The following is a 26,756-nucleotide window of genomic DNA, read 5'->3' as shown; positions in this document are numbered from 1 at the left end:
GTTGCTCTATGAGCCAAGTATTGGAAGATCTGGTGGACTTGCTGACCCTGGAGCCGATCGAGGAAAACCTCTTTCGCGGCCGCAGCCAGGACCTGGGCTTTCGCCAACTGTTCGGCGGCCAAGTGCTCGGCCAGTCGCTGTCGGCGGCCAGCCAGACCGTAGAAGAAGCGCGGCATGTACATTCCCTGCACGGTTATTTCCTGCGCCCTGGCGATGCCGCGTTGCCGGTGGTGTATTCGGTGGACCGCGTGCGCGATGGTGGCAGTTTCAGCACGCGTCGTGTCACCGCGATTCAAAAGGGCAATCCGATCTTCACCTGCACGACCTCGTTCCAGTACGACGAACAAGGCTTCGAGCACCAGACCACCATGCCGGTGGTAGTGGGCCCGGAAAACCTGCCGTCGGAACTGGAGCTGACCCAGCAACGTGCGCACCTGATCCCCGAGCACATGCGCGACAAGCTGCTGTGCCCCAAGCCCATCGAAGTGCGCCCGGTCACCGAAAAAGACCCGTTCAACCCGCAGCCGTCCGACCCGGTCAAGTACGTGTGGTTTCGTGCCGACGGTGCCTTGGCGGACACACCGGCGTTGCATAAATACCTGCTGGCCTATGCCTCGGACTTTGGCCTGCTGACCACCTCGCTGCTGCCCCATGGCAAGACCGTGTGGCAGAAAGACATGCAGGTCGCCAGCCTCGATCACGCGCTGTGGTTCCACGCCGACCTGCGTGCCGATGACTGGTTGTTGTACGCCATGGACAGCCCGTGGGCTGGCAACTCCAGGGGGTTCTCCCGGGGCAGCGTGTACAACCGCGCCGGGCAACTGGTGGCGTCGGTGACCCAGGAAGGTTTGATCCGCCATCGCAAGGATTGGGCATGAGCCTCGGCGACGTTAGGCACTGGGTGTTCGACATGGACGGCACCCTCACGGTGGCCGTGCATGATTTTGCCGCTATCCGCGTGGCGCTGGACATTCCACCTGAAGACGACATCCTCACGCACCTGGCGGCCTTGCCGGCGCCGGTTGCAGCGGCCAAGCACGCCTGGTTGCTGGAGCACGAGCGCGAGCTGGCCCTGGGTTCGGTGGCGGCGCAAGGCGCGGTGGAATTGGTACGCGAATTGGCCGGGCGCGGTTATCGCTTGGGGATCCTGACCCGCAATGCGCGGGAGCTGGCCCATATCACCCTGGAGGCGATAGGCCTGGCGGACTGCTTTGCCATTGAGGATGTGCTGGGGCGCGATGATGCGCCGCACAAGCCGGATCCCGGTGGGTTGCTGAAACTGGCGGCGGCTTGGGACGTAGCACCCCGCGACATGGTGATGGTCGGGGATTACCGCTTTGACCTGGATTGTGGCCGGGCAGCGGGCACCAAGACGGTGTTGGTGAACTTGCCGGAGAACCCTTGGCCGGAATTGGCGGATTGGCATGCCGAGGATTGTGCGGCGCTGCGCCGAATGATCTAAGCCGGGCGACAGAGAGCAAATGTGGGAGCTGGCTTGCCTGCGATAGCGGTGGGTCAGCTGACACTTTATCAACTGACAGTCCGTCATCGCAGGCAAGCCAGCTCCCACATTTTGATTAGGTTCCTTCAGGTGCTAATGGGCGAACAGCACCTTTTCTCCTTCTGGCGAGGTAAACATTTTGTCCCCGTCATGTCCCACCCCCGGCACTTCTACCAGCCGGTGGCCCAACTGCGGATGCCGCTGCTTGAGGTAGTCAAAGTAGTTGTGGCCACGAAGCAGTCGATACGCACCCTGGGTTTCGGCTTCGCAGCTTTTATCCAATGCCGGGTGGTTGGGGTCGGTGTCCTGCTGGCCCAACAGGTAAGTGATGTCGCGTGAGACGTAGTCTTGTTCCAGTTGCTGGGCACCTCGGCCCCCCACGTAATCCGGCAGGTTTTGCATGCCGTACTTCCAGTCGTTAAAGCCTGGGCAATTGGCGATGTCGAACGTCACCGGGCGCTGCGGGCTGAAGTACGCATAGGACGACGGGTTAGCCACCACATACCGCAGGCGGATGCCCTCGGAGTTCAGCAACGGGTGGTCGTGGCCGGTGAGGGCGAAGCGCTGCACCACTTGGCCGCCACCGGAATGCCCGGCGACCACGATTTCTTTCAGCGCCGGGAACAGTTTGTGGTTGCCCAAGTGCTTGATGATCTGGTCCAGAGCGCCATAAGAGCTGATCTGCCCTGGGCCGGTGGACGCTTCGCCGGCCATCCAGTCGTTACCCGTCCAACGCACTACCTCGTGGCCCAGGTGATTGCGCTTCACGTCGGCTTGATTGAGAAACTGCGGCGCGATCACCAGCGTAGTACCGCCCACCCCGGCATGCTCGGCGGCGTCGATGCCGCTTTGCAGGTAGGTTTGTGCATTGCGCAGGCGGCCATGCACGATGATCAACGCGCGTGTGACCTTGGGCAGTGGTTCGCGCCAATCCTGGCTCAGGCCCAGGCTGAGGTCGCCGGCCTCCAGATGAAAGCGATCGGGGCTGACCACCTTGACGCCGTGTTCGGCTGCGAAGGTGCAACAGGACACGAGCACACCCAGCAGTAACCCCCATCGTTTGATCATTTAGAGACTCTTGGCCGCGAAGGTATCGCATTGAGTGATCTGGCCCTGGGCGAAGCCGGTCTTGAACCAGCGCACGCGCTGGGCCGAGGTGCCGTGGGTGAACGAGTCTGGTACCACGCGCCCCTGGCCTTGTTGCTGCAAGCGGTCATCGCCGATGGCATTGGCTGCGTTCAGGGCTTCTTCGATATCGCCGGGTTCCAGCCAGTTCAGACGTTTTTGCGCATGGTTGGCCCACACGCCGGCAAAGCAGTCGGCTTGCAGCTCCTGGCGAACCAGCAGGCCACCGTCGCCTTCCATCTGCCGGCCCTGTTGGCGCGCCGCCTGGATCTTGGACGAGATGCCCAGCAACGTTTGTACGTGGTGCCCGATTTCGTGGGCGATCACGTAGGCCTGGGCGAAATCACCGGCGGCCTGGAAGCGTTGCGACATTTCCCGGAAGAAATCCAGGTCCAAGTACACCTGCTGGTCAGCCGGGCAGTAGAACGGGCCGCTGGCCGAGGTGGCGCCACCACAGGCTGAGTTCACCCGGCCACGGAACAGGATCAGTTTCGGGTTCTTATAGGCCAGCCCATTTTCCTGGAACACTTGGCCCCAGGTGTCTTCGGTATCGCCCAGCACAGCGCGCACAAAGTCGGCTTGCTCATCGTTGGCTGGCGGCGCTTGACGCGGCTGGGTACTGACCGATGGCGCCTGTTCCATCTGGCCGGTCAATTGACCAAGAATCTGCATCGGGTCCTGGCCGGTCAGCCAGCCAATGCCAACGATCAGCACGATGGCCGTGAGGCTCAGGCCCTTGCCGCCGCCGAAGCGCATACCGCCACCGCCGCCACCACTGTCGTTACGGGCATCCACCACGTTGTCGCTGCGTCGGCCTTTTTTCCATAGCATGGGAGCAATCCTCTGTGTGCAAACCGTGATTGATTATGGTCGGTATTAACGGCAATAGCCTTCGCCAGTGGCGACGATCAGGCAGTCTTTTTTATCTGCCAGCCATTTCAAGCCGGTGGCGGCGCCGTCGCCAGCGCGCAACAACTGCGGGCCGTCGGGGCGGATGAAGGCGATGCCGTCTTCGGTGGCCTCACCTTTGAAGGTGCCGGCGTCATCGGCGTCGAGGCCGTATTGCATGGTCAGCAGGTAGTGGCCACGGCCAATGCTGTCGTCCTTGGCGATGGTCAGGTGCAAGCCTTCGACACCGACCCACTTGCCTACCCATTTATCGGTCGGCGGAGTCTCGGGCACCAGGGTCGCTTGCACGGAAGCCGGCGCGGGCTTGGGGGCTTCTTTCGGGGTTTTATCGCAGGCGGCGAGCAGGGCGAGGGCAGACAGGGCAAAGAGGATTTTTTTCATAGCGGCAAGGCCTTGGTTAAATAGTGTGCAACGCCGGGGCGAGCGTGCAGCGTTGGACTCGGATCCATCGATTTAGTGCGCTGTTCGCCCAGTGTTTGGTTATGCTCTTGGGGCAGACTCCGGCCCGGCTGCTAGATTACCGGGTTGAGCGCGACTTGGTTCAGCGCTCAGCGTCCCGCTCGCCACACAAGAGAATTCAATGACTGTCAGTACCCCGCTCTCCGGCGTCAACCATCCGTTCAAAGGCATCCTGCTGATTGTGCTGGCGACGTTCCTGTTCTCCAGCCACGACGCCTTGTCCAAATACCTGGCCGGGTTTTACCCGATCGTGATGGTGGTGTGGGCGCGGTACATGGTCCACACCTTGCTGATGGCCGGGATCTTCCTGCCGCAATCGGGCCTGCGCGTGTTGCGCAGCAAGCGGCCGGGCATGCAGGTGGTGCGCGCGTTATGCCTGTTGGGCACCAGCCTGTTCTTCACCACAGCGCTGCATTACATCCCGTTGGCCGAAGCTACAGCGGTGAACTTCCTGGCGCCGATCCTGGTGACGGCGCTGTCGGTGCCGTTGCTCGGTGAGCACGTGACCCGAGGCCAGTGGCTAGCGGTGATCTGCGGGTTTATCGGCGTGGTGATCATTATCCACCCCGGCGGCGAGCTGTTTACCCCGGCGGTGTTGCTGCCGCTGTGTTCGGCGCTGTTCTTCTGCTTCTACCAGTTGCTCACGCGCATCCTCAGCCAATACGACAGCCCGACCACCAGCAACTTCTTCGCCGGCCTGTGCAACACCTTGGTGATGAGTGCAATGGTGCCGTTCTTCTGGCAAGTGCCGACGCTGTGGCATGCGGTGATGATGCTGGCGCTGGGCACCTGCGGGATGACCGCGCACCTGATGCTCACCCAGGCGTTCCGCTTCGCGGCGCCGGCCTTGCTGGCGCCGTTTGGCTATTGCCAGATCGTGTTTGCGGGGTTGTTGGGCTGGCTGGTGTTCAGCCATACCCCCGATATGACCACGGTGGTGGGTATCGGGGTGATCTGCATGAGCGGGTTGGCCGCTGCCTGGCAGCAGCGGCGCAGGTAGATCAAACGTCTACGGTAGGGATCTTGCGCGGCGCCATGAAGTACATCCACACCAGTGCGATGAAGTACATCGCCGGGATCAGGGTGAACAACACCGTGTAGTTGTTGTTGGTCACCGTGAGGATATGGCCGACGATCTGGGTCATGAACATGCCGCCGATGGCCGCGCACATGCCGCCGAAACCGAACACCGTGCTCATCATGTGCTTGGGCGTGTAGTCCATCACCAGGCTCCAGATGTTGGCGGTCCAGGCCTGGTGCGCGCCGATGGCCAGGGAGATGGCAAACACCGCGACCCACAGCTGGCTGGAGCCGGCCGCCATGATCACGCCGACGATGCAGCAGGCGAACAGCAGCATCGACAACAGCCGCGCCTTGATCGAGTTCATCCCACGGCCAATCAGGAATGACGACAGGATCCCGCCCCCGACGCTGCCAAAGTCGGCGGTGAGGTAAATGATGATCAGCGGAATGCCCATCTGGGTCACGTTGATGCCCAGGTTGTATTGCTGATTCAAGAACGGCGGCAGCCAATACAGGTAGAACCAGAACACCGGCGCGGTCAGCGAGTAGGCGAGGGCGAAGGCCCAGGTGCCACGCATGCGCAGGATGCGGCTGAACGGCACGCGGGGTTGTTCGGGTTCGACTTCCTGTTGCACGTAGTCCAATTCGGATTGTTTAACCGTGGGGTGGTCTTCCGGGTTGTAATACTTCAAGCCCCAGAGCACCAGCCAGATACCGCCCAGTGCCGACATGCACAGGAACGCTGCCTGCCAGCCCCACACGTGCAGGATCAACGGCAGCAGCATGGGCGTCATCATCGCGCCGACGTTGGTGCCGGCGTTGAAGATGCCGGTGGCCACTGCACGTTCACCCGCCGGGAACCACAAGCGTGTGGTCTTGACGCAGGCCGGGTAGTTGGCGGCTTCGGTCAGCCCGAGGATAAACCGGCAGACCATAAAGCCGACCGCCGAGGTGGCCAGGCCATGGGCGCCGGTGGCCAGGCTCCACAGCAGCACGGCGCAGAAGAACACGCGCTTGACGCCGACCCGGTCAATCAGGCGGCCTTGCAGCACAAAGCCGATGGCGTAGCCGACCTGGAACCAGAAGTTGATGTTGGCGTAGTCCATCGCCGTCCAGCTCATTTCCTTGGCGAGGATCGGTTGCATCACGCCCAGGGCGGCGCGGTCGATGTAGTTCAAGGTGGTGGCAAAGAACACCAGGGCCAGCATGCCCCAGCGCGTTTTACCCACGGCCAGGGCACCGCGGATCTTGTCGCCGATGCCGGCGTGCGGGTTGCCCGGGCGCGCGGCCAGGGCTGAATTTTGCAGAGGCATGAGGTTTGTACCCGTTTTTTGAAATTCTTATGGTGTGTTCTGGGTCTTTGTTACGTGAGCGAATTACCCGGTCGATGGTGCGCAGTGGTTAAAAAGTCGTCAATTCGCCAAAGGGGCTTAGTGTTCGATAATCGCACCAAAAACTAACCGGTTCGTACATTTTAATTGCTGCCTGTAGGCTGGGGGCGAATAATTTGCCACAAACAACAATTGCCGGGAGTCTTCCATGCAACGTTCTATCGCCACTGTGTCCTTGAGCGGCACCCTGCCGGAAAAACTCGAAGCCATCGCCGCCGCCGGGTTTGATGGGGTGGAGATCTTTGAGAACGACTTGTTGTATTACGACGGCAGCCCTCGGGAAGTTAGGCAGATGTGTGCCGACCTCGGCATCGCCATCACCCTGTTCCAGCCGTTTCGCGACTTCGAAGGCTGCCGCCGTGATCGCCTGGCGCGCAACCTGGAGCGCGCCGAACGCAAATTCGATCTGATGCAAGAGCTAGGCACCGACCTGGTGCTGGTGTGCAGTAACGCCTCGGCCGACAGCGTGGGTGACGAACGCATTCTGCTCGATGACCTGAGCCTGCTGGCCGAACATGCGGGCAAGCGCGGCTTGCGTATCGGCTATGAAGCGTTGGCCTGGGGCAAGCATGTGAACACCTGGCAACAGGTATGGAACCTGGTGCGCCAGGTCGATCACCCAAGCCTGGGCGTGTTGCTCGACAGCTTCCACACCTTGTCGCTCAAGGGCGACCCGGGTGGCATCGCCCAGATTCCGGGCGACAAGATTTTCTTCGTGCAAATGGCCGACGCGCCGATCCTGGCCATGGATGTGCTGGAGTGGAGCCGGCATTTCCGTTGCTTTCCCGGCCAGGGCGAATTTGACCTGGCGGGCTTTCTCGCGCCGATCATCCAAAGTGGCTACACCGGGCCGTTGTCCCTGGAAATTTTCAACGATGGCTTCCGCGCCGCGCCCACTCGTGCGAATGCGGCAGATGGCTTGCGCTCGTTGCTGTACCTCGAGGAAAAAACCCGCCAGCGCCTGGCGCAAGAGGCGCCCGCTGCGCCAGTGGACATCCTGTTTGAAACCCCGGCGGCCAGCGAGTACGACGGGATCGAATTCCTCGAATTTGCCGTGGATGAAAGCCTTGGCGCCAAACTGAGCAATTGGCTGGAACGCCTGGGGTTTGCCAAGGCCGGCCAGCATCGCTCGAAGAATGTGAGCCTGTTGCGCCAGGGTGACATCAACCTGATCCTCAACTGCGAACCCTATTCCTTCGCCCACAACTTTTTCGAGGCCCATGGCCCGTCGCTGTGCGCCACGGCAATTCGGGTCAAGGACAGTGCCAAGGCCCTGGAGCGGGCGGTGGCCTACAAGGGCCAGCCTTATCGCGGCCTGGTCGGCCCCAACGAGCTGGAATTGGCCGCCGTGCGTGCACCGGATGGCAGCCTGATTTACCTGGTCGACCCCAGCGAAGGCGGGCTGTACGACACCGATTTCAACCTGCAAACGGCCGCACCCGCTAGCGGCGGCTTGTTGCGCATCGACCACATGGCCATGGCCTTGCCGGCCGACAGCCTCGACAGTTGGGTATTGTTTTATAAGAGCCTGCTGGATTTTGAAGCCGACGATGAAGTGGTGCTGCCCGACCCTTACGGCCTGGTGAAAAGCCGTGCGTTGCGCAGCCGTTGCAGCTCGATCCGTCTGCCGCTGAACATCTCCGAAAACCGCAACACCGCGATTTCCCACGCGCTCTCCAGCTATCGCGGTTCGGGCGTGCACCACATTGCCTTCGATTGCGCGGATATTTTCGCCGAGGTACGCCGGGCCAAAGAGGCCGGTGTGCCGTTGCTGGATATCCCGCTCAACTATTACGACGACCTGGCGGCGCGCTTTGATTTTGACGATGAGTTCCTCAGTGAGTTGGCGTATTACAACGTGCTGTACGACCGCGACGCCCAGGGCGGTGAGTTGTTTCATGTGTACACCGAGGCGTTCGAGGGGCGGTTTTTCTTCGAGATCATCCAGCGCAAGAATGGCTATGCCGGCTACGGCGCTGCCAACGTGGCGGTGCGTCTGGCGGCGATGGCCAAGTCGCGCAGTGGGGCGGTACGCCAGGCTCGGCTATAACCGCAAGGCAGGTGCTTCCTTCGGGGAGCGCCGCGGCCCATAATCAGCGCCTGCACAACAATGGCCGTGAGCGCACCATGACCTCGAGTCCCGATCTCCCCGCGGTAGCTGACGCACCGCGCAAGAGTCGCAAGAACAATCCGGAAAAGACCCGGGAGAATATTCTCCAGGAAGCCATTGTCGAGTTTGTTCAACAGGGCCTGGCCGGCGCTCGCGTAGACGCCATCGCCGAGCGCATTCACACCTCCAAGCGCATGATCTATTACTACTTCGGCAGCAAGGAGCAGCTATACGTCGAGGTGCTGGAGAAGCTCTACGGTGATATCCGCAACACCGAAACGCGCATGAACCTCACCGCCCTGGAGCCGCGTGAGGCGATTCGCCGGCTGGTGGAATTCACCTTTGATCACCACGACCAGAACGTGGATTTCGTGCGCATCGTCAGCATCGAAAACATCCACAACGCCGAGTACGTCAAACGCACCGAGACCATCAAGGCGATGAACAGCAAAATCCTGGAAGGGTTGGGGGAGACCCTGCGCCGCGGGGCTGAGTTGGGGCTGTTTCGCGAAGGGCTGGAGCCGCTGGATGTGCACTTGCTGATCAACTCGTTCAGTTTCTACCGGGTGTCCAACCGGCACACCTTCAGCGAGATTTTCCAGATCGAACTGTCGGATGAGGCGATCAAGCAGCGCCATCGGGAAATGATTTGCGAGTCGGTGCTGCGCTACCTGCAAGCCTGAGAACTGATCGTTCCCACGCAGAGCGTGGGAACGATCATGATGGGGTTGCATACCTAGATATTCATGCTCTGGAAGTGCGCCAGCATTCTGTCTGCATCCGCCACTTCGCCGCTGAACAACTCAAATGCCTTCACCGCCTGAAACACCGCCATATTGCCGCCATCCAGGGTACGGCAACCCAAGGCGCGCGCGTCCCGCAGCAGTTGGGTTTCCAGCGGGAAGTACACAATTTCCGCCACCCACAATTCAGCCCGCAACAACGCCGCAGGCACAGGCGTGCCGGGCAGCTTGGCCATGCCCATCGGCGTAGTGTTCACCAGGCCATCGGCCTCGGCCATGGCGCTTTCCAGGTGGCTGCCGACCTGAGCGCGACCGACGCCGAACTGCTGGGCAAGGTTATCCACAAGGTTCTGGGCGCGAGTGCGGTCGACATCGAAGATGCTCAAGTACTCCACGCCTTCTGCCAACAGTGCATGGGCCACTGCCGCGCCCGCACCACCGGCGCCCATCTGCACCACGCGTTGGCGCGGCACGTTGTGCAAGTTGCGCCGAAAGCCTTCGGCGAACCCCAGGCAGTCGGTGTTATGACCGATGCGTTTGCCGCCCTTGAACACCACGGTGTTGACCGCACCAATACCCCTGGCCTCATCGGAGAGCTCATCGAGCAACGGCAGAATCGCCTGCTTGCACGGGTAAGTAATGTTCAAACCGGTGAAGTGCATCAACTCAGCGGCCCGTAGTAATTCCGGCAGGGCTTTGAGGTCCAGGTGCAGCGGCTCCAGGTCGATCAGGCGATACAGGTAGCGCAAGCCTTGGGCGTCGCCTTCCTGCTCATGCAGTGCCGGTGTGCGTGAGGCCTGGATGCCGGCGCCGATCAGGCCAGCGAGAATGCGTGGTTTCATTACGTGCGTCCCTTCAGCGTCAGGCTGAAATGTTCCAGGGCCAGGTGGTAGCCATGGCTGCCAAACCCGGCCAGCACGGCCTGAGCGATCGGTGACACAAACGAGTGATGACGAAAGGCTTCACGGGCATGCACGTTGGATAAATGCACTTCGATCACTGGCACTTCACTGGCCACCAGGGCATCGCGGATCGCGACCGAAGTGTGAGTCCAGGCCGCCGGGTTGATCACAATACCCGCGCAGCGGTTGCGGGCGCCGTGGATCCAGTCAAGCAATTCGCCCTCGTGGTTGGTCTGGCGAAACTCGATCTTCAGCCCGAGCTTGTCGGCGCTGCGACCACACAGGGTGGCAATGTCGGCCAGGGTTTCATGGCCATAAGTGGCAGGCTCGCGGGTGCCGAGCAGGTTGAGATTGGGGCCGTTGAGCACCAGCACGATGGGCGGCATAGAGGCTTCTCCACAGTTCTTATTGGTTGTGGAGTCAAAATGTACTGGTTGGTTAATTTGGTCAATGGATGGCTGCGGATATGTTCGGTGATCGAACGTTTAATCAGTGCAATTGCTGGATTACCGGCTGATGGGCATTCGGTTGAAGTATTGCGCGAGGTTGCTGAACGAGGCGGACTTTCGAGCATTGACCGGGTAGTTCCAGTTGTTGGCATCCCTGGTTACAACCCGGCATTCGCCGGGTTTTTTGTGCTTACTAATCTGTGAAACAGCTTCGGGAATAGGAGCCGGTTGTCGGGTGGCAGAGGGAAATTGTTACCTGACGGAAAATAACCTAACGGATGGGTTACGATGAGAGTAGGTGCTTACAAAGGCTATGTCTTTTGGGTGTTTATCAGGGATGAGCATTGCCCGCCCCATGTGCATGTCAGGGGCAAGGGATGGGATGCGCGGTTTCGTTTCAGTTTCCTGGATGGGGAAGTTGAGTTGTGGGATGTAGAGCCTGAACGGAGGCGGCCACCCACAGCACTTCTGAAGGAGATACGCGTGGCGATCATGCAGCGGCACTACTTGGCGCGGGCACGCAGGATCTGGTGGGAAAAACTGCAGACGGTTTGCCTGGAGAATCATTCCTGGAATTGGGACGCTGGTGAGTTGGTTCCAGGATTGGTCATTCGACACGGCGTCTATGTCATCGCCAGCGCCAGGCACGATGTCGTAGCGCAACGGACTATTTTGAATCTGGTAAGAGCGCCAGATTGCGTGGGGATTAATTTATGAAACTCATAAAAGCCAAAGTCACACCTTATGTACCTCTCACTGAAGCCGACGTTGACAAGGCAATCGCCCGAGGACGCAGGTTGAAACGCCTGTACGCCAACGCCAGTAACGTACGTTATGAAAACGATTGCCTCTCCATTGGCTTCAGCGATGGCAGCCGCGTGGTGTTGCCGGTGGCTGGCCTGCCGGAGTTCGAAGGGTTTTCAGAGAAGGATTTCCAGCAGTTGGAAGTGACTTTCGGAGGCAAGGCGATTAGCTGTGAAGCGCAGGACCTGGATGTTTCGATCACAGGGTTGATCGCTACAAGCCAGCCGCTGATGGACCTGGCAACCAGCCTGGTGGCATCGCGCAATGGTCGCAAAAGCAGCGCGGCCAAGACCGCAGCGGCCCGGGCCAATGGCAAGAAGGGGGGGCGGCCACGCAAGGAAGTACCGCAGCCCCCAGAGAAAACAGACACTTGAATAACCAACAGGGGAACTGTAGGAGCGAGCAAGCTCGCTGCTACAACCCGCAGATTTATCGGCGGGTCAGCAACACACCCGACTCCATATGGTGCGTCCACGGGAACTGGTCAAACATTGCACACTGGGTGATCCGGTGCGTGTCGTGCAGTTGCGCGATGTTCGCCGCCAGCGTCTCCGGGTTGCAGGAGATGTACAGGATGTTGTCGAAGCGCCGGGTCAGCTCGCAGGTGTCCGGGTCCATGCCAGCGCGGGGCGGGTCGACGAAGACGCTACCGAATTCGTAGCTTTTCAGGTCGATGCCGTACAGGCGGCGGAACGGGCGCACTTCGTTCAGGGCTTGGGTGAGTTCTTCGGCGGAGAGGCGCACCAGGGTGACGTTATCCACGCCATTTTCATCCAGGTTGCTCAGGGCCGCATTCACTGAGGTCTTGCTGATCTCAGTGGCCAGCACCTTGCGCACGCGGGTCGCCAGCGGCAGGGTGAAGTTGCCGTTGCCGCAATACAGCTCCAGCAAATCGTCCGGGCGATCGCCCAGCGCTTCGTAGGCCCAGTTGAGCATCTTCTGGTTCACCGTGCCGTTGGGCTGGGTGAACGCGCCTTCGGGTTGGCGGTAGCTGAAGGTGCGCCCACCGACGTCGAGTTTCTCCACCACGTAGTCATGGCCGATCACATCGCGCTTGCCCTTGGAGCGGCCGATGATGCTCACATTCAGCTCAGCGGCCAATGTGTTTGCGGCGGTGTGCCAATGTTCGTCCAGCGGGCGGTGATAACACAGGGTGATCATCGCGTCGCCGGCCAGGGTGGTGAGGAACTCCACCTGGAACAGCTTGTGGCTCAGGGCGGCGCTGGCTTGCCAGGCGGCCTTGAGTTGCGGCATCAACTGGTTGATGCGCTGGCTGGCGATGGGGAACTCTTCGATGAGGATCGGCGTGCGCTTGTCCTCCTGGGAGAACATCGCGTAGTGGCGCTCGCCGCCTTCGCGCCACAGGCGGAACTCCGCGCGCAGGCGGAAGTGCTGCAGCGGCGAGTCGAAGACCTGCGGCTCGGGCGCGTCGAACGGTGCCAGCAGGTCACGCAGGCGCGTGACCTTGTCTTGGAGTTGAGCGGTGTAGCTTGCGGCGTCGAAAGTCATGCGTTGAACCAACCCAGCTTGATCACAAACAGGATCGACAGGATCACCAGTGCCGGGTTCAGCTCACGGTAGCGGCCCGAAAGCAGCTTGATGGCGGTCCAGGCGATGAAACCGAAGGCGATGCCGTTGGCGATGGAGTAAGTGAAGGGCATCGCCAGGGCGGTGATCACCACCGGCGCTGCCACCGTAATGTCGTCCCAGTCGATTTCGGCCAGGCCTTGGCTCATCAGCACCGCCACAAACAGCAAGGCTGGCGCGGTGGCATAGGCCGGTACGCTGGCGGCCAATGGCGAGAAGAACAGCGCCAGCAAAAACAGGATCGCGACCACGATGGCGGTCAAGCCGGTACGGCCACCGGCGCTCACGCCTGCGGCCGATTCGATGTAGCTGGTGGTGGTCGAGGTACCCAGCAGGGAACCGGCCATGGCAGCGGTACTGTCGGCGATCAGTGCACGGCCCATTTTCGGCATATGGCCGTCCTTGCCCATCAGGCCGGCGCGCTTGGCGACGCCGATCAGGGTGCCGGAGTTGTCGAACAGGTCAACGAACAGGAAGGCGAAGATCACGCTGACCAGGCCGATGTCCAGCGCGCCCTTGATATCCAACTGCAGGAAGGTCGGCGCCAGGGACGGCGGTACTGAGGTCACACCGATGAACGGCGTGAAGCCCAGGACGATGGAGGCGACGGTCACCGCCAGGATGCCGATCAGCACCGCGCCGCGTACGGCCAGGGCTTCCAGCGCGACGATCAGCACGAAACCCAGGGTCGCCAGGATCGGCGCCGGTTGTTTCAGGTCGCCCAGGCCCACCATGGTGGCCGGGTTGCTCACTACGATACCGGCGTTATGCAGGGCGATCAGCGCCAGGAACAGGCCGATGCCGGCGGCAATCGCCGAGCGCAGCGGCAGGGGGATGGCGTTGATGATCCACTCACGAATGCGGAAGATCGACAGCAAGAAAAACAGCACCGCCGAAATGAATACCGCGCCCAGCGCCACCTGCCAGGTGTGGCCCATGTGCAGGACCACGGTGTAGGTGAAGAAGGCGTTGAGGCCCATGCCCGGTGCCAGGGCAATCGGGTAGTTGGCGATCAGGCCCATCACGGTCGAACCGATGGCCGCCGCCAGGCAGGTGGCGACAAACACCGCGCCCTTGTCCATGCCGGTCTCGCCGAGGATGCTCGGGTTCACGAACAGGATGTAGGCCATGGCCAGGAAGGTGGTGATCCCCGCGAGAATCTCGGTGCGCACATTGGTGTTGTGGGCTTTGAGTTGAAACAGCTTTTCCAGCATGCCGGCTCCCTGTGACGCTAGTGTGCGTCGTGATTTGTTGACCTCTAAGTCAAAGCACAAACTGCGCCAAACGCTTGTGGTTTCAGAGAGGATCGGAAAAAGCGGCGCATCATACCAGCAGCCGAGGCTGTGTGGCGCATGGGCTTGAGGCATACTGCGCCGACGTTCAACAGCCGGTCATCGACAGCATGAAAAAAGCCAACCCGTGGAGTCTAGCTCTGATCGCCAGTATCGGCCTGTGGCTGGGCGCAGCACCGGCGTGGGGCGCGACTGCACCGGCCTTGAGCGAGGTGCGGGTGTTCAAGGTGGAATCGGCCGACTGCAGCGAAGCGATCCCGGAGCGGGTCAACACCACCCAGATGTGCGAGCACCGCGGGCCCACCCAGGTCTCGGTGATGGAAGTCGGCCTGGGCAACAGCCCCATGGGCCGCTTTAACGGCGCAGAGTTGAATGGGCAACGCACAGCGGTGTGCCAGGTCGGCAACATCAGTGAGGCGTGCAACGGCGTGGGCACCTTGATGGGCTACATCTATGTGTTCGACCTGAACGTCCAGGCCCAGGGCTGGTTCGAATTCACCAATACCTCGATCAACCCACCGCAAAACACCCTGAAAGCCCAGCTCAATATCCGCTGATCAATCATCTTGAACGCTCAAAACACCCGGAAGTCGTACCCCTAAGACGGCGATTTTCCTGAACGCCGCGGATGTACACCAACCCGTGAGGTGTTTATGAGCGCGACCCCCCATGGCGCGGCGGCCCAGCCGTTCGTTGCCCACCCGATACGCCTGACACTCAACGGCCAGGCTCGCCAACTGACCGTGTTGCCCTGGACCACCTTGCTGGACTTGCTGCGTGAGCAGTTGGACCTGGTGGGCAGCAAAAAAGGCTGCGACCACGGCCAGTGCGGCGCCTGCACCGTGTTGCGTGACGGTAAACGCGTGAATGCCTGCCTGACCCTGGCCGTGATGTGCGACGGCGCCGAATTGACCACCATCGAAGGCCTGGCTGACGGCGACCAACTGCACCCCATGCAACAGGCCTTTATCCAGCACGACGCGTTCCAGTGCGGCTATTGCACCCCCGGCCAGATCTGTTCTGCCGTGGGCCTGGCCAATGAAGGCCGCGCCCACGACCGTGCGCAGATACAGGAATTGATGAGCGGCAACCTGTGCCGCTGCGGCGCCTACAACAACATCCGCGATGCCATCGAAGACGCGCTGCCGGCATGCCGTCGCCAGGGAGGTGAATCATGAACCCCTTCCACTACAGCAGGCCGACCGATGTGCAGCAGGCCGTTCAGATGAGCAGCGCCGCCTCGCGCTTTATCGCCGGTGGCACCAACCTGCTGGACTTGATGAAGGAAAACATCAGCCATCCCGAGCACCTGATCGACATCACCGGCTTGCCGCTGCATGACATTCAAGAAACTGCCGAGGGCGGCCTGCGCATTGGTGCGTTGGTGAGCAACGCCGACCTGGCCTGGCACCCGCTCATTGAGCAGCGTTACCCGTTGCTGTCCCAGGCCATCCTCGCCGGGGCGTCGCCGCAGTTACGTAACATGGCCAGTACCGGCGGCAACCTGTTACAGCGCACCCGTTGCTATTACTTTTACGACGCCGCGGTGCCGTGCAACAAGCGCCAGCCCGGCAGCGGCTGCCCGGCGCGCAACGGTTTGAACCGTATCCATGCGATCCTCGGCGCCAGTGAACAGTGCGTGGCCACCCATCCTTCGGACATGTGCGTGGCCCTGGCGGCGCTTGCGGCGCGGGTGCATGTAGAAGGACGCGGCGGCGCGCGGGTGATCGAGTTCGCCGACTTCCATCGCTTGCCAGGCGATGCGCCGCAACGTGACAACCAGTTGGCCGACGATGAGCTGATCACCGCGATTGAACTGCCCGCCGATCACTTGGCCCGCCACAGCCACTACCTGAAGATCCGCGACCGTGCCTCCTATGCCTTCGCCTTGGTTTCGGTGGCTGCCGCCTTGGAGCTGGACGGTGATGAAATCATCGACGCCCGCCTGGCCCTCGGCGGTGTGGCGCATAAACCCTGGCGTGACCGCGCAGTGGAAGCCTTGCTGATCGGCCGCACGGTCAGCCGCGAAACCTTCAGCGCCGCCGCCGACGCCCTGCTGCAAGACGCCGAACCGTTGGAACACAACGGCTTCAAGGTCAAGCTGGCGCGACGCGCAATCATTCGTGCCCTGAGCGACGCCGCCGTCGCAGGAGAACAGCCATGAGCGCCATCGGTAAACCCCTGGACCGTGTCGACGGTCTGCTCAAGGTCACCGGCCAAGCACGCTACGCCGGTGAATTTCCCGAGGACGGCCTGCTGCATGGCAGCGTGGTGTCGAGCACTATCGCCAAAGGCCGGGTGCTGCGCATCGATGCGTCCAAGGCGTTGGCGTTGCCGGGTGTGGTGGACGTGATCCATCACCTCAATCGGCCGAAAATCGCCAGCTATGATGAGGCGTTCGCCGATGCCGATGCGGCCGATGGCTCGCCTTTTCGCCCGCTGTATAACGACCGCGTACTCTACAGTGGCCAGCCCCTGGCCTTGGTGATTGCCGATAACCTCGAACTGGCGCGGCACGCCGGCTCGCTGGTGCAGATCGACTACGCGCCTGAAGCCTTCGAAACCGACCTGCTCACCCAGCAAGCGGCGGCGCACCCGTCGCCCCAGACCCCACCCAAACCGCGCGGCAACTTCGAGGCTGAATGGGCCGGTGCCGCAATCAGTCTGGACTTGCACTACAGCACGCCCATCGAGCACCACAACCCGATGGAGCCCCACGCCAGCACCGTGCTGTATCAGCCCGACGGCACCCTGCATATTCACGACAAAACCCAGGGCCCGCAGAACTGCCAGGCCTATGTGCAAAAAGTCTTCGGCCTGGATAAGAACCAGGTGCGCATCTTCGCTGCCTTTGTCGGGGGCGCCTTCGGTTCGGGCTTGCGCCCGCAATACCAATTGCCGCTCGCGGTGATGGCGGCCATGGCGCTCAAGCGTTCGGTGCGGGTCACCCTGACGCGCCAGCAGATGTTCACCTTCGGCTATCGTCCGCGCACCTTGCAGCGTTTGCAGATGGGCGCCGCCGCCAATGGTCGCTTGCTGGCGCTGGGGCATACCGCGATTGGCCAGACCTCGCGTTTTGAGGATTTCAGCGAGCACGTGGTGGAGTGGAGCGGCATGCTCTATCACTGCGACAACGTGCAACTGACCTACAAGCTGGTGCCGCTGGACGTCTTTACTCCGCTGGATATGCGCGCGCCCGGTGCGGCACTGGGCGTGATCGGCCTGGAGTGTGCCATGGACGAACTGGCCTGCGCCTTGGCCATCGATCCGGTGCAATTGCGCCTGATCAACTACGCCGAACGCAACCAGAACGAAGACAAACCCTGGTCGAGCAAGGCCCTGCGCGAGTGCTACAGCGAAGGCGCCGAACGTTTCGGCTGGAGCCAGCGCAACCCGGAACCGCGCAGCATGCGTGACGGCCGCCAACTGATCGGCTGGGGCATGGCCGGTGGGGTGTGGGAAGCCATGCAGATGAAAGCCAGCGCCAAGGCCCGCATCGATAGCAACGGCAAACTCACCGTGAGCAGTGCCACCACGGACATCGGCACGGGCACCTACACAGTGATGACCCAGATTGCCTCTCAAACCAGTGGCGTGGCGATGGCCGATATCAGCTTTCTGCTGGGGGATTCGTCATTGCCCACGGCGCCGTTGCAGGGCGGTTCGTTTACCGTGTCTTCCGTCGGCACCGCCGTGCAGCAAGCGTGCGAAGCGCTCAATGCCAAGTTGCTGGAGATCGCCCGGCAGACTTACCCGGTATTTAAGGATGCCGATTCCATTCGGTTTGAAGACGGCCAGCTACAGAGCGGTGACGTGAGTGTGTCGTTGGCGCAACTGGTCAAGGACAGCGGTGAAGAAGCCTTGCAGGTACAGGTCGACAGCGAGCCCGACAAGAAGCGCGAGAGCTATGCCAGCGCTACCCACTCGGCGGTGTTCGTCGAAGTGCGCGTCGATGAAGACCTGGGCACCATCAAGGTCAGCCGTGTGGTCAGCGCGGTAGCCGCCGGGCGCGTGGTCAACCCGAAGATGGCCCGCAGCCAGATCCTCGGCGGCGTGGTATGGGGCATTGGCATGGCGCTGCATGAAGAGACTCAGGTCGACCATCAACTGGGGCGCTACATGAACCACAGCCTGGCCGAATACCACATCCCGGTGAACGCCGATATTGGCGAGATTGACGTGCTGTTTGTCGAAGAACACGACGAGATCGTCAACGCGCTCGGGTCCAAGGGCGTGGGCGAAATCGGGATTGTCGGGGTGGCGGCGGCGGTGGCAAACGCGGTTTACCATGCCACCGGCAAGCGGGTTCGGGCGTTTCCGATTACGCTGGATAAGGTCCTCTGACGTAGATCATCAACCCACCGAAGGCTACCGTTTTTTGCACTTTCCTTGAGGCAGTATCAAAAAACGGTAGCTACTTACGGCCTTGTAGACGACCTGTTTTTCAAGGACGTTTCATTTCAATATAGATTTCCGTTTTGTCTCGTGATTGAGTGACAGAGGCTGGCGTATTGGCTGGGGCTTGCTCGACGCTCACCCCTGTTGCTCCCGTCAGTTGAGAGACTCCTCGAACAGGCGGTTCACCGTCATATGTAAACACATGCTCGTCGCCGACTCGTGCAACCCATTTTTCTCCGGGGTTAAGAGCCTGATCTCGCTCGATCACTTTGGTCGTATAGTAGTTCATATTTTTAATACGTGTGGTTTTTGGCTCTACCGAGGGCACATCAATCGCTTTGATACGAATACCCTTTTCACGCATTTTTAAGAGCAGATTTCTATTTGTATAGGGCCCATGCCCAGCATGCCCACGGTCAATGAGCTTCAAATTTTCCCGTAACGCGGGTGAGAACTCACCCGTCTCGAAAAACCTGTCCAGATCTGGCTGCAGGGCGTGTTCGAAGCCTTCTGAATACAACGTTTTAACCTCGGCACGCTGATAGTCGTCAGCATGGTCAATGAGAAATCGCAAGGCGGCAGATTCTGAATGGTTCTCACCAATGATCATCCCAGTCGACTTCTTGTATACGGTCTCAATAACCTGCCCTGGTCCCGCATCGCGAGGGATGTCTGAGAGGCTGGGAGGTTGTTTCGTTTTAGCTGTTTTATGATAGTTACTCGCATCTTTTTTCAATGCGGCATCTATTTTTTCATTCGTTTTTGACGTTGAGGGTTTTCCTTCAGCGGGATAGTCGTAAGTGCCCGGGTCAAACTGTTCCGGTCCAGGAGTTTTTGTTTGCCACGGCCACTTTCCGCCAGGCCCATTAACCGGTTTCCAAGTGCCATTGCCGGTTGAATGCACCGTCATTACCGGTGTTTTGGTGTTTGGATCGATAATCTGAACATGACCATTACTGAGTTTAAAGCGGCCATCAATTTCGTAGACCCGGCTGACCCCATTGTCATCGGTTAGCCGAATCATCCATCGGTCTGTGCTTTGTGGCCCTTTGACTTGATAGATGCCCTTGGCGTTTGGTGTCACACCCTCAATCAGTTGTTCACCCTCTGCGATGGAGAAGTGTCTGATGTCAGGCCACTGAGATGGGCGCAGACGATTAGGGCCGGTTTCGGCATTGGGCGGCGTGGGCGCTGGCTCGGCGTCGCCTGACACAGGTGGCTCATGCGTCTCATTGGGCGTGGGCTCGGGTACGGTGGGCTTATTCTCTAGGGCTGGTCTGTTCGGTGATTGGGGTTCGAACAGGTTTTTCCTGGCTGGGCTGTTTGGTTTCAATGCAAGCATATCCGCCATATCTCTTGTCTCTTGCTTGGTCAATGGCTCATTTCGAATCGCCTTCGCCAACAAATTCCCTAACCCCCTGGCCTGGCCATAAAAAGGAACAAAACCCTGCGCAATATCACCGGCGCCTTTAAGGGCTGAATCCATGGTCGCTTTGTCGACGCCAAATACCTTGCCGATCTGATTGTTTTTGTTCAAATCGAGTAACAGCGCGCTAAAAGGGTTGTCTAGATAGCGCTCTACGGTATCCGCCGTATTTTTATTCACGCCTAGGGCTTTTAGCGCATCGCCAATACCGGAAAAGGGGTGTTCAAGATGAGTAAGAAGCTCTTCGTAGAGCCCCCTGATATCATCTGCGCCGACATTTTTTTCGACTTCTTCATAAACCCGTTTGTCAAACTCGCTCGGTGTCATCGGCTTTAAGGGCATGTGGCTGTTTAAGCCATTTTTGATGAAATAAGAATTCCCTTTATTGTCTGCACCTTGAAAGTTTCCGTACGCGTCATACTCGTAAAATACTTTTGTCCCGTCGGCCTGCTGTCCTGAATAAATCACGCTCCCGTCCGTACGGATGCGCTCTTCTTTAAGGTTCGTCAAACCGTTAACCGCAGCGGGTGGGGCGGACGCTTCCTTGTCCAGGCGCGCAAAGATATCAACGCGTTCAGTGGCATAAGGCCCAACGATGGCGTTGATATTGTTCTTTTTGAACTCAGTCATCGTATCAATGACTCGCTTTTTCTTTGCAGGAAGCCCCTCCACCGCAAAGTGCTCACTGAATGCTTCCAGCCACTGTGGATCGCCAGCCAGTTTTTTCAAACCAGCATTCATATCTTCAACAGTGTTGAATGTCAGAAAGGAATTGCCGGCTTTGTCTGGTATAAAAAGAACGATATTGGGGCCTTCGGGCACTGGCGGCACACGCTCAATGAACATGATGTCTTTCGCTTGCATTCCGTCTACCGCAAAGGTCTTGACTTGCACTTTGGGTAGGCCGGGTTTGCCTGGTGAAAGTATTGCCTCGGCCAGACGATTGACGTCAGGCGACAGCTGGCCGCTATTCAAGCCCTTCGTCACGCTTTCTATAAACGTGTCTTTGGTGGTCTTCAGCGTAAAGCTGTCGCGGGGGGCGTCCCAAGACTTGGGTGAGGTCGACGCAACATTGTTTACTTGAGGGGGGGCGCCAACAGCAGAGAAAGTCATGATCAGTAAAACCTTACGTATGGTGGTATGAATTCTTTGCAACACAGGATTCAACCTGTGCGGCTGTACTCCATATGTGTACTCAGCGTACGAACTCGTTCCACCACTTGTCGGTTCTAAGCCTTGCCCTCTCCCTCCGACACATGCATACGATCACGGTTGGCCAGCGTCGGGAACAGCTTGATCCACACCCCGGTCACCACCAAAGTGCCAACCCCGCCCATCACCACCGCAGGCACGGTGCCAAACCAATGGGCGGTAATCCCGGATTCGAATTCGCCCAATTGATTGGACGCACCGATAAACAGGCCATTGACCGCACTCACCCTCCCGCGCATTTCATCTGGCGTTTCCAACTGCACGAACGACGCACGGATCACCATGCTGATCATGTCTGCCGCGCCCAGTACCACCAGCACCGCCAGTGAAAACCAGAACGAAGTCGACAGGCCGAAGGCAATGGTTGCCACCCCGAACACGCCGACGGCGGTGAACATTACGCGGCCCACCTGGCGGTCTACCGAGAACCGCGCCAGCCACAATGACATCAGCAATGCCCCCACGGCCGGGGCCGACCGCAGCAGGCCCAGGCCCCAAGCGCCGGTCAGCAGGATGTCCTTGGCGAACACCGGCAACAGCGCGGTGGCGCCGCCCAGCAGCACGGCAAACAGGTCCAGGGAGATGGCGCCGAGAATGTCCGGGCGGCTGCGGATAAAGCGAATACCGGCCAGCAGCGAGTCCATCGTGGCCTTGGCTTTGTTCAGTGGGGTCTGGCGTGCGGGCAGGTTCAGGGTCAGCACGCAGGCGATCAGGTACAGCGCCACGGTGGGGCCGTACACCCACACGCTGCCAAACGCGTAAAGCAAACCGCCCACGGCCGGTGCGACGATGGTTGCCAGTTGCTGGGCCGATTGCGAGGCGGCCACGGCGCGGGGGAACAGCGCGCTGGGCACGATGCTCGGCAACAGCGCCTGGGTGGTAGGCATTTCAAACGAACGTGCGGCGCCCAGCAGGAAGGCGAGGATAAAGATCATCTCGCGGGTCACGTTGCCGGTCAGGCCGCCGATGGCCAGGGACAAGGCAATGAGTGCCTGTAACGTCTGGCAGATAGCGGCGACCCGGCGCCGTTCATAGCGGTCAGCCACGTGACCGGTGTGCAGCATGAACAGTACGCGCGGTATGAATTCCACCAGGCCGACCAGGCCCAGGTCCAGGACGTTGCCGGTCAGTTGGTAGAGGTTCCAGCCAATCGCCACGGTGAGCATCTGGAAGCCGCTGGCGGTAAAGATCCGCGCCAGCCAGAACGCGATGAAAGGGCGGTGGTGACGTAACAACAACGCAGGTTCACTGGGCATCGGGAATCAGGTCGGCAACGGGAGAATGGCGAGATTAGCATCAAGCTGTAACAAATAGTTGCAAGAACTGAGCTGAGGCAAGCTGTCACGCGGCAAAAGACCACACAGTCCTACGGCAAAAATGGGACTACTCTTTCAACGATGCTTGATCCAGATCAAAACCTGCCCCGGGATTGTTCTGGTGGCCGAAAGGCCAGATTCCCCACGCGATGGGTAATAAAAGAAACGAATTGAAATTCGCCACACTCCATATCCGTGGGGGCAGTGGGTGCAGGCTCCCAGCCAGCAGCCGGTATTACCTGACAGAGGAAGACTTATGTTCGGTTTGGAGGCGCTAGATCTCGCCCGAATTCAATTCGCGTTCACCATCTCATTCCACATCCTGTTCCCGGCGATCACCATCGGCCTGGCCAGTTACCTTGCGGTGCTGGAGGGCTTGTGGCTCAAGACCCACAACGACACCTACCGTGACCTCTATCATTTCTGGTCGAAGATCTTTGCCGTCAACTTCGGCATGGGTGTGGTATCGGGCCTGGTCATGGCCTACCAGTTCGGCACCAACTGGAGCCGCTTCTCAGACTTCGCCGGTGCCGTCACCGGGCCGTTGCTGACGTACGAAGTGCTCACGGCCTTCTTCCTCGAGGCCGGTTTCCTGGGGGTGATGTTGTTTGGCTGGAACAAGGTGGGGCGCAAGCTGCACTTCTTCGCCACCGTGATGGTGGCCGTGGGTACGTTGATCTCCACGTTCTGGATTCTCGCCTCCAACAGCTGGATGCAGACGCCTCAGGGCTTTGAAATCATCGATGGCCGCGTGATACCGACCGACTGGTTGGCGGTGATCTTCAACCCCTCGTTCCCCTACCGCCTGATGCACATGGCCACAGCGGCGTTCGTGGCCACGGCCTTCTTCGTCGGCTCGTCGGCGGCCTGGCATCTACTGCGCGGCAAGGACAACCCGGCGATCCGCAAAATGCTCTCGATGGCGATGTGGATGGCCTTGATCGTTGCGCCCATCCAGGCGGTGATCGGCGACTTCCACGGCCTCAATACCCTCAAGCATCAGCCGGCCAAGATCGCCGCGATTGAAGGCCACTGGGAAAATATCGGCAACGAACCCACGCCGCTGATCCTGTTCGGCTGGCCGGACATGAAAGCCGAGAAAACCAAATACGCGGTCGAGATTCCGTACCTGGGTAGCCTGATCCTGACTCACTCCCTGGACAAGCAGGTGCCGGCGCTCAAGGAGTTCCCGCCTGAAGACCGCCCCAACTCCACCGTTGTGTTCTGGTCGTTCCGGGTCATGGTCGGCCTGGGGTTCCTGATGATCTTCACCGGTCTGTTCAGCCTGTGGCTGCGCCGGGGCGACAAGATGTACACGTCCAAACCGTTCCTGTACCTGGCGTTGTGGATGGGCCCGTCTGGCCTGATTGCGATTCTTGCCGGCTGGTTCACCACCGAAATCGGTCGCCAGCCCTGGGTGGTCTACGGGTTGATGCGCACGGCGGATGCCTCCTCCGGGCATAGCCTGACGCAGATGACCATTACCCTGGTGTTGTTCGTGGTGGTGTACTTCGCGCTGTTCGGTGCGGGCCTGGGCTACATGATGCGCCTGGTACGCAAAGGCCCCGTGACCCACGACAGCACCGAGCCAGCCCACGGTGGCCCTGGCCAGAAACGCACCCCGGCGCGTCCGTTGTCTGCTGCCGACGATGGCAGTGATAACGACCACGACCACATCCAGCACAAGGGGAATTGAGATGGGTATTGATCTTCCGCTGATCTGGGCCGTGATCATCATCTTCGGCATCATGATGTACGTGGTCATGGACGGCTTCGACCTGGGGATCGGCATTCTTTTTCCGTTTATCCCGGGCAAAGTCGACCGTGACGTGATGATGAACACCGTGGCGCCCGTATGGGACGGCAACGAAACCTGGCTGGTACTCGGCGGCGCGGCGTTGTTCGGCGCGTTCCCGCTGGCCTATTCGGTGGTGCTGTCGGCGCTGTACCTGCCGCTGATCTTGATGCTGATCGGGCTGATCTTCCGCGGCGTGGCCTTTGAGTTCCGCTTCAAGGCCAAGGACCACAAGCGTCACCTGTGGGACAAGGCGTTTATTGGCGGCTCGCTGGCGGCGACTTTCTTCCAGGGGGTGGCGTTGGGCGCCTTTATCGACGGTATTCCGGTGGTGGATCGCCAGTTCGCCGGCGGCTCACTGGACTGGCTCACACCCTTCACGATGTTCTGCGGCGTGGCGCTGATCGTGGCGTATGCCTTGCTCGGCTGCACCTGGCTGATCATGAAGACCGAAGGCAAGTTGCAGGAGCAGATGCACAACCTGGCGCGGCCATTGGCCTTCGTGGTGTTGGCGGTGATCGGCATCGTCAGCATCTGGACGCCGCTGACCCACCCGGAAATCGCGTCGCGCTGGTTCACCTTGCCGAACCTGTTCTGGTTCCTGCCGGTGCCGATCCTGGTGCTGGTTACCATGTACGGGCTGATCCGCGCCGTGGCACGTAATGCGCACTACACGCCGTTCCTGTTGACGCTGGTGCTGATTTTCCTCGGCTACAGTGGCCTGGGGATCAGCCTGTGGCCGAACATCATCCCGCCGTCCGTGTCGATCTGGGATGCCGCCGCGCCGCCGCAAAGCCAGGGCTTCATGCTGGTGGGCACGTTGTTCATCATCCCGTTCATCCTGGGCTACACCTTCTGGAGCTACTACGTGTTCCGCGGCAAGGTCACCCACGAAGACGGCTATCACTAGGAGGGTTGAAACATGTCCAAACCTTCGTTGCACGAAATTGAACAGGCCGAGAAGCAGCCATTGTGGCGGCGCCTGGGGTGGCTGGCGATGATCTGGACCGGCAGCGTGCTGGCCCTGTTTGTGGTGGCCAGCCTGATGCGCATGTTCATGAATGCGGCAGGCCTGAGCACGCACTGATACTCCTACGAAAAAGCCCTGCTTTTCTTGATCGAAAAGCAGGGCTTTTTTATTTACGCGCCTTGAGGATCACGAACTTGGGCGTGGCCGCTACTTGCTCGACACCACGGAACAGCCGCGCCAGCTTGCTGTGGTAGCCCAGGTGACGATTCCCGACGATGTACAAGGCGCCACCGACCACCAGTGCTTCGCGTGCCTGCTGGAACATACGCCAGGCGAGGAAGTCACCGACCACTTGTTGTTGGTGGAACGGCGGGTTGCACAGCACCACGTCCAGCGATTGCGCCTCCTGGCCGGCCAGGCCATCGTCGGCACGTACGCTGACGTCCCGTTCACCCAAGGCGGCTTGCCAGTTTTCGGCGGCCGATTGCACTGCCATATACGACTCATCCACCAAGGTGTAGTGCGCGTCGGGGTTTTGCAGGGCGCTGGCAATCGCCAGTACGCCGTTGCCGCAGCCCAGGTCCGCCACGCGGGCGCTGCCCAGGCTTTTTGGCAGATGCGGCAGGAAGGCACGGGTGCCGATGTCCAGGCCTTCGCGGCAAAACACGTTGGCGTGGTTACACAACTCGATGACCGGCGCATCCAGGGTATAGCGGGTCGGGTAGGGCGAGACCGCGGCAGGGCGCTGCTCGACGCTGGCGATCAGCAACCGTGCCTTTTTGACCGCCAATGAGGCGTGCATGGGCCCGATGTAACGCTCCAGCAATTCACCTGCGGCCCGGGGCAAATGCTTGACCATCGCACCTGCGATCACCTCGGCGCCGGGCGCCAGTTGCCCTTGCAGGCGGATCAGTTGTTCTTCCAGCAACGCCAGGGTTTTCGGCACGCGGATCAACACGCGATCGAACGGCCCGGTCGCGAGCTGGCTAGCCGGTATGAAGGGCACGGCATCGAAGGGCTTGCCGTTGCGCACCAGGTTTTTTTCCAGGCCCTGGGCGGCGAGGAACGAATCGCCGCTGGAGGTTACCTGTACCTGGCCCTGAAGGCTGGCCGCCAGGGCGCCGAAGCTGTCATTGAGGACCAGCACGCGGGTGGCGGCAGTGGGCTGTTGCGCGGCGAGGTGGCTGAGCAGGTATTCGTCGGCGGCATCGAAGGCTTGCAGCGGATCATTGTGTTGCTCTGGCTGACGAATCAGGTCGAGCTGGGCGAAAGGGCTGTCAAGCAGGGGCATGGCGGGGCAAGGCTCTGGGTAATCGACGGACCGTCTGAGTGAACGGCGGGGGC

At 60.3% G+C, this 26,756-nt stretch carries 26 protein-coding genes; 15 read left to right on the top strand and 11 right to left on the bottom strand.

Annotated elements, in window-relative coordinates; translation table 11 throughout:
* Nucleotides 1-8: 8 nt before the first annotated feature.
* Both tesB and MHH62_RS20520 read left to right on the top strand, forming a co-directional pair.
* On the top strand, nt 9-878 hold the full coding sequence (gene tesB / locus MHH62_RS20525; RefSeq protein ID WP_014720043.1) for an acyl-CoA thioesterase II: 870 nt from the start codon (nt 9-11) through the stop codon (nt 876-878).
* On the top strand, nt 875-1,462 hold the full coding sequence (locus MHH62_RS20520) for an HAD family hydrolase (protein WP_166406218.1): 588 nt from the start codon (nt 875-877) through the stop codon (nt 1,460-1,462). The genes tesB and MHH62_RS20520 overlap by 4 nt, the downstream gene beginning before the upstream one ends.
* 132 nt (nt 1,463-1,594) lie before the next feature.
* Here MHH62_RS20520 and MHH62_RS20515 read toward each other — a convergent pair whose 3' ends face one another.
* The 3 genes from MHH62_RS20515 to MHH62_RS20505 are packed head-to-tail and all read right to left on the bottom strand — an operon-like array spanning nt 1,595 to nt 3,916.
* A complete protein-coding gene (locus MHH62_RS20515; RefSeq protein ID WP_032904158.1) occupies nt 1,595-2,569 on the bottom strand; it encodes a lipoprotein in 975 nt (324 codons plus the stop codon).
* Nucleotides 2,570-3,457: a neutral zinc metallopeptidase gene (locus MHH62_RS20510; RefSeq protein WP_014720040.1), complete on the bottom strand. Its 888-nt coding sequence runs from the start codon at nt 3,455-3,457 to the stop codon at nt 2,570-2,572. It lies immediately after the preceding gene.
* Nucleotides 3,458-3,502: 45 nt separating this feature from the next.
* Nucleotides 3,503-3,916 carry a lipoprotein gene (locus MHH62_RS20505; protein WP_014720039.1) on the bottom strand — a complete coding sequence of 138 codons (414 nt, stop codon included), beginning with the start codon at nt 3,914-3,916 and terminating at the stop codon, nt 3,503-3,505.
* 199 nt (nt 3,917-4,115) lie between these two features.
* On the opposite strand from MHH62_RS20505, the gene MHH62_RS20500 reads away from it, so the two are divergent.
* The gene (locus MHH62_RS20500; RefSeq protein WP_003194370.1) at nt 4,116-4,994 is read left to right on the top strand and encodes a DMT family transporter; all 879 of its coding nucleotides are present in this window, start codon (nt 4,116-4,118) and stop codon (nt 4,992-4,994) included.
* A gap of 1 nt (nt 4,995) precedes the next feature.
* Here MHH62_RS20500 and MHH62_RS20495 read toward each other — a convergent pair whose 3' ends face one another.
* Nucleotides 4,996-6,330: an MFS transporter gene (locus tag MHH62_RS20495; RefSeq protein WP_058410081.1), complete on the bottom strand. Its 1,335-nt coding sequence runs from the start codon at nt 6,328-6,330 to the stop codon at nt 4,996-4,998.
* 226 nt (nt 6,331-6,556) lie between these two features.
* Here MHH62_RS20495 and quiC point away from each other — a divergent pair, with 226 nt between their 5' ends.
* Nucleotides 6,557-8,458: a 3-dehydroshikimate dehydratase QuiC gene (quiC, locus tag MHH62_RS20490; RefSeq protein ID WP_339231764.1), complete on the top strand. Its 1,902-nt coding sequence runs from the start codon at nt 6,557-6,559 to the stop codon at nt 8,456-8,458.
* A gap of 77 nt (nt 8,459-8,535) precedes the next feature.
* Nucleotides 8,536-9,201, top strand: a complete 666-nt coding sequence (locus MHH62_RS20485) for a TetR/AcrR family transcriptional regulator (protein ID WP_014720036.1) — start codon at nt 8,536-8,538, stop codon at nt 9,199-9,201.
* A 53-nt stretch (nt 9,202-9,254) separates the two neighbouring features.
* Here the strand turns inward: MHH62_RS20485 and MHH62_RS20480 are convergent, their stop codons facing one another.
* Together MHH62_RS20480 and aroQ are read right to left on the bottom strand one after the other, a co-directional pair.
* The gene (locus MHH62_RS20480; RefSeq protein WP_289329049.1) at nt 9,255-10,103 is read right to left on the bottom strand and encodes a shikimate dehydrogenase; all 849 of its coding nucleotides are present in this window, start codon (nt 10,101-10,103) and stop codon (nt 9,255-9,257) included.
* Nucleotides 10,103-10,549: a type II 3-dehydroquinate dehydratase gene (aroQ, locus tag MHH62_RS20475; protein ID WP_014720034.1), complete on the bottom strand. Its 447-nt coding sequence runs from the start codon at nt 10,547-10,549 to the stop codon at nt 10,103-10,105. The genes MHH62_RS20480 and aroQ overlap by 1 nt, the downstream gene beginning before the upstream one ends.
* Before the next feature lie 39 nt (nt 10,550-10,588).
* On the opposite strand from aroQ, the gene MHH62_RS20470 reads away from it, so the two are divergent.
* The 3 genes from MHH62_RS20470 (at nt 10,589) to MHH62_RS20460 (ending at nt 11,790) form a co-directional block, all read left to right on the top strand.
* Nucleotides 10,589-10,816, top strand: coding sequence for a hypothetical protein (locus tag MHH62_RS20470; protein ID WP_144269790.1), 228 nt, complete (start codon nt 10,589-10,591; stop codon nt 10,814-10,816).
* Nucleotides 10,817-10,900: 84 nt separating this feature from the next.
* Entirely contained in the window at nt 10,901-11,329 is a 429-nt protein-coding gene (locus tag MHH62_RS20465; protein ID WP_020301736.1) for a DUF4160 domain-containing protein, read from the top strand.
* Nucleotides 11,326-11,790 carry a DUF2442 domain-containing protein gene (locus tag MHH62_RS20460; protein ID WP_032904163.1) on the top strand — a complete coding sequence of 155 codons (465 nt, stop codon included), beginning with the start codon at nt 11,326-11,328 and terminating at the stop codon, nt 11,788-11,790. The genes MHH62_RS20465 and MHH62_RS20460 overlap by 4 nt, the downstream gene beginning before the upstream one ends.
* Before the next feature lie 55 nt (nt 11,791-11,845).
* Here MHH62_RS20460 and trmA read toward each other — a convergent pair whose 3' ends face one another.
* Both trmA and MHH62_RS20450 read right to left on the bottom strand, forming a co-directional pair.
* Nucleotides 11,846-12,925, bottom strand: coding sequence for a tRNA (uridine(54)-C5)-methyltransferase TrmA (gene trmA, locus MHH62_RS20455; RefSeq protein ID WP_339231762.1), 1,080 nt, complete (start codon nt 12,923-12,925; stop codon nt 11,846-11,848).
* Complete coding sequence (locus tag MHH62_RS20450; protein ID WP_003194342.1) at nt 12,922-14,217, bottom strand: NCS2 family permease; 1,296 nt, start codon at nt 14,215-14,217, stop codon at nt 12,922-12,924. The genes trmA and MHH62_RS20450 overlap by 4 nt, the downstream gene beginning before the upstream one ends.
* Before the next feature lie 188 nt (nt 14,218-14,405).
* Between MHH62_RS20450 and MHH62_RS20445 the strand changes: the two genes are divergently transcribed.
* The 4 genes from MHH62_RS20445 to MHH62_RS20430 all read left to right on the top strand — a co-directional run bounded on the left by MHH62_RS20445 (nt 14,406) and on the right by MHH62_RS20430 (nt 18,639).
* Nucleotides 14,406-14,852, top strand: a complete 447-nt coding sequence (locus MHH62_RS20445; protein WP_032904795.1) for a DUF4879 domain-containing protein — start codon at nt 14,406-14,408, stop codon at nt 14,850-14,852.
* A 96-nt stretch (nt 14,853-14,948) separates the two neighbouring features.
* On the top strand, nt 14,949-15,473 hold the full coding sequence (locus MHH62_RS20440) for a (2Fe-2S)-binding protein (RefSeq protein ID WP_014720030.1): 525 nt from the start codon (nt 14,949-14,951) through the stop codon (nt 15,471-15,473).
* Nucleotides 15,470-16,459: a xanthine dehydrogenase family protein subunit M gene (locus MHH62_RS20435; RefSeq protein ID WP_020301733.1), complete on the top strand. Its 990-nt coding sequence runs from the start codon at nt 15,470-15,472 to the stop codon at nt 16,457-16,459. Before MHH62_RS20440 ends, MHH62_RS20435 begins: the two co-directional genes overlap by 4 nt.
* Complete coding sequence (locus MHH62_RS20430; protein WP_339231761.1) at nt 16,456-18,639, top strand: xanthine dehydrogenase family protein molybdopterin-binding subunit; 2,184 nt, start codon at nt 16,456-16,458, stop codon at nt 18,637-18,639. Before MHH62_RS20435 ends, MHH62_RS20430 begins: the two co-directional genes overlap by 4 nt.
* A gap of 100 nt (nt 18,640-18,739) precedes the next feature.
* Here MHH62_RS20430 and MHH62_RS20425 read toward each other — a convergent pair whose 3' ends face one another.
* Together MHH62_RS20425 and MHH62_RS20420 are read right to left on the bottom strand one after the other, a co-directional pair.
* Complete coding sequence (locus tag MHH62_RS20425; protein ID WP_339231760.1) at nt 18,740-21,232, bottom strand: membrane-targeted effector domain-containing toxin; 2,493 nt, start codon at nt 21,230-21,232, stop codon at nt 18,740-18,742.
* A gap of 116 nt (nt 21,233-21,348) precedes the next feature.
* Nucleotides 21,349-22,587 (bottom strand): MFS transporter, encoded by a 1,239-nt coding sequence (locus tag MHH62_RS20420; protein ID WP_103451793.1) that lies wholly within the window; start codon nt 22,585-22,587, stop codon nt 21,349-21,351.
* A 316-nt stretch (nt 22,588-22,903) separates the two neighbouring features.
* On the opposite strand from MHH62_RS20420, the gene MHH62_RS20415 reads away from it, so the two are divergent.
* Genes MHH62_RS20415 through MHH62_RS20405 form a run of 3 tightly spaced genes read left to right on the top strand, consistent with a single transcriptional unit; the run spans nt 22,904 to nt 25,529 of the window.
* The gene (locus MHH62_RS20415) at nt 22,904-24,343 is read left to right on the top strand and encodes a cytochrome ubiquinol oxidase subunit I (protein ID WP_014720025.1); all 1,440 of its coding nucleotides are present in this window, start codon (nt 22,904-22,906) and stop codon (nt 24,341-24,343) included.
* Nucleotide 24,344: 1 nt separating this feature from the next.
* A complete protein-coding gene (gene cydB, locus MHH62_RS20410; protein WP_014720024.1) occupies nt 24,345-25,352 on the top strand; it encodes a cytochrome d ubiquinol oxidase subunit II in 1,008 nt (335 codons plus the stop codon).
* Nucleotides 25,353-25,364: 12 nt separating this feature from the next.
* A complete protein-coding gene (locus MHH62_RS20405; RefSeq protein WP_003194328.1) occupies nt 25,365-25,529 on the top strand; it encodes a DUF2474 domain-containing protein in 165 nt (54 codons plus the stop codon).
* 49 nt (nt 25,530-25,578) lie between these two features.
* Here MHH62_RS20405 and MHH62_RS20400 read toward each other — a convergent pair whose 3' ends face one another.
* Nucleotides 25,579-26,703, bottom strand: a complete 1,125-nt coding sequence (locus MHH62_RS20400) for a class I SAM-dependent methyltransferase (RefSeq protein WP_014720022.1) — start codon at nt 26,701-26,703, stop codon at nt 25,579-25,581.
* Nucleotides 26,704-26,756: the final 53 nt, after the last annotated feature.

Source organism: Pseudomonas sp. FSL L8-0168 (assembly GCF_037976155.1).
GTDB lineage: Bacteria > Pseudomonadota > Gammaproteobacteria > Pseudomonadales > Pseudomonadaceae > Aquipseudomonas > Aquipseudomonas paracarnis.
This window is presented reverse-complemented; position numbering and strand designations above follow the sequence as displayed.

Bases quoted from the DNA above. Each gene is read 5' to 3' on its own strand.
- tesB (WP_014720043.1), top strand. From the start codon at position 9: ATGAGCCAAGTATTGGAAGATCTGGTGGACTTGCTGACCCTGGAGCCG.
- MHH62_RS20520 (WP_166406218.1), top strand. From the start codon at position 875: ATGAGCCTCGGCGACGTTAGGCACTGGGTGTTCGACATGGACGGCACC.
- MHH62_RS20515 (WP_032904158.1), bottom strand. From the start codon at position 2,569: ATGATCAAACGATGGGGGTTACTGCTGGGTGTGCTCGTGTCCTGTTGC.
- MHH62_RS20510 (WP_014720040.1), bottom strand. From the start codon at position 3,457: ATGCTATGGAAAAAAGGCCGACGCAGCGACAACGTGGTGGATGCCCGT.
- MHH62_RS20505 (WP_014720039.1), bottom strand. From the start codon at position 3,916: ATGAAAAAAATCCTCTTTGCCCTGTCTGCCCTCGCCCTGCTCGCCGCC.
- MHH62_RS20500 (WP_003194370.1), top strand. From the start codon at position 4,116: ATGACTGTCAGTACCCCGCTCTCCGGCGTCAACCATCCGTTCAAAGGC.
- MHH62_RS20495 (WP_058410081.1), bottom strand. From the start codon at position 6,330: ATGCCTCTGCAAAATTCAGCCCTGGCCGCGCGCCCGGGCAACCCGCAC.
- quiC (WP_339231764.1), top strand. From the start codon at position 6,557: ATGCAACGTTCTATCGCCACTGTGTCCTTGAGCGGCACCCTGCCGGAA.
- MHH62_RS20485 (WP_014720036.1), top strand. From the start codon at position 8,536: ATGACCTCGAGTCCCGATCTCCCCGCGGTAGCTGACGCACCGCGCAAG.
- MHH62_RS20480 (WP_289329049.1), bottom strand. From the start codon at position 10,103: ATGAAACCACGCATTCTCGCTGGCCTGATCGGCGCCGGCATCCAGGCC.
- aroQ (WP_014720034.1), bottom strand. From the start codon at position 10,549: ATGCCGCCCATCGTGCTGGTGCTCAACGGCCCCAATCTCAACCTGCTC.
- MHH62_RS20470 (WP_144269790.1), top strand. From the start codon at position 10,589: ATGTACTGGTTGGTTAATTTGGTCAATGGATGGCTGCGGATATGTTCG.
- MHH62_RS20465 (WP_020301736.1), top strand. From the start codon at position 10,901: ATGAGAGTAGGTGCTTACAAAGGCTATGTCTTTTGGGTGTTTATCAGG.
- MHH62_RS20460 (WP_032904163.1), top strand. From the start codon at position 11,326: ATGAAACTCATAAAAGCCAAAGTCACACCTTATGTACCTCTCACTGAA.
- trmA (WP_339231762.1), bottom strand. From the start codon at position 12,925: ATGACTTTCGACGCCGCAAGCTACACCGCTCAACTCCAAGACAAGGTC.
- MHH62_RS20450 (WP_003194342.1), bottom strand. From the start codon at position 14,217: ATGCTGGAAAAGCTGTTTCAACTCAAAGCCCACAACACCAATGTGCGC.
- MHH62_RS20445 (WP_032904795.1), top strand. From the start codon at position 14,406: ATGAAAAAAGCCAACCCGTGGAGTCTAGCTCTGATCGCCAGTATCGGC.
- MHH62_RS20440 (WP_014720030.1), top strand. From the start codon at position 14,949: ATGAGCGCGACCCCCCATGGCGCGGCGGCCCAGCCGTTCGTTGCCCAC.
- MHH62_RS20435 (WP_020301733.1), top strand. From the start codon at position 15,470: ATGAACCCCTTCCACTACAGCAGGCCGACCGATGTGCAGCAGGCCGTT.
- MHH62_RS20430 (WP_339231761.1), top strand. From the start codon at position 16,456: ATGAGCGCCATCGGTAAACCCCTGGACCGTGTCGACGGTCTGCTCAAG.
- MHH62_RS20425 (WP_339231760.1), bottom strand. From the start codon at position 21,232: ATGACTTTCTCTGCTGTTGGCGCCCCCCCTCAAGTAAACAATGTTGCG.
- MHH62_RS20420 (WP_103451793.1), bottom strand. From the start codon at position 22,587: ATGCCCAGTGAACCTGCGTTGTTGTTACGTCACCACCGCCCTTTCATC.
- MHH62_RS20415 (WP_014720025.1), top strand. From the start codon at position 22,904: ATGTTCGGTTTGGAGGCGCTAGATCTCGCCCGAATTCAATTCGCGTTC.
- cydB (WP_014720024.1), top strand. From the start codon at position 24,345: ATGGGTATTGATCTTCCGCTGATCTGGGCCGTGATCATCATCTTCGGC.
- MHH62_RS20405 (WP_003194328.1), top strand. From the start codon at position 25,365: ATGTCCAAACCTTCGTTGCACGAAATTGAACAGGCCGAGAAGCAGCCA.
- MHH62_RS20400 (WP_014720022.1), bottom strand. From the start codon at position 26,703: ATGCCCCTGCTTGACAGCCCTTTCGCCCAGCTCGACCTGATTCGTCAG.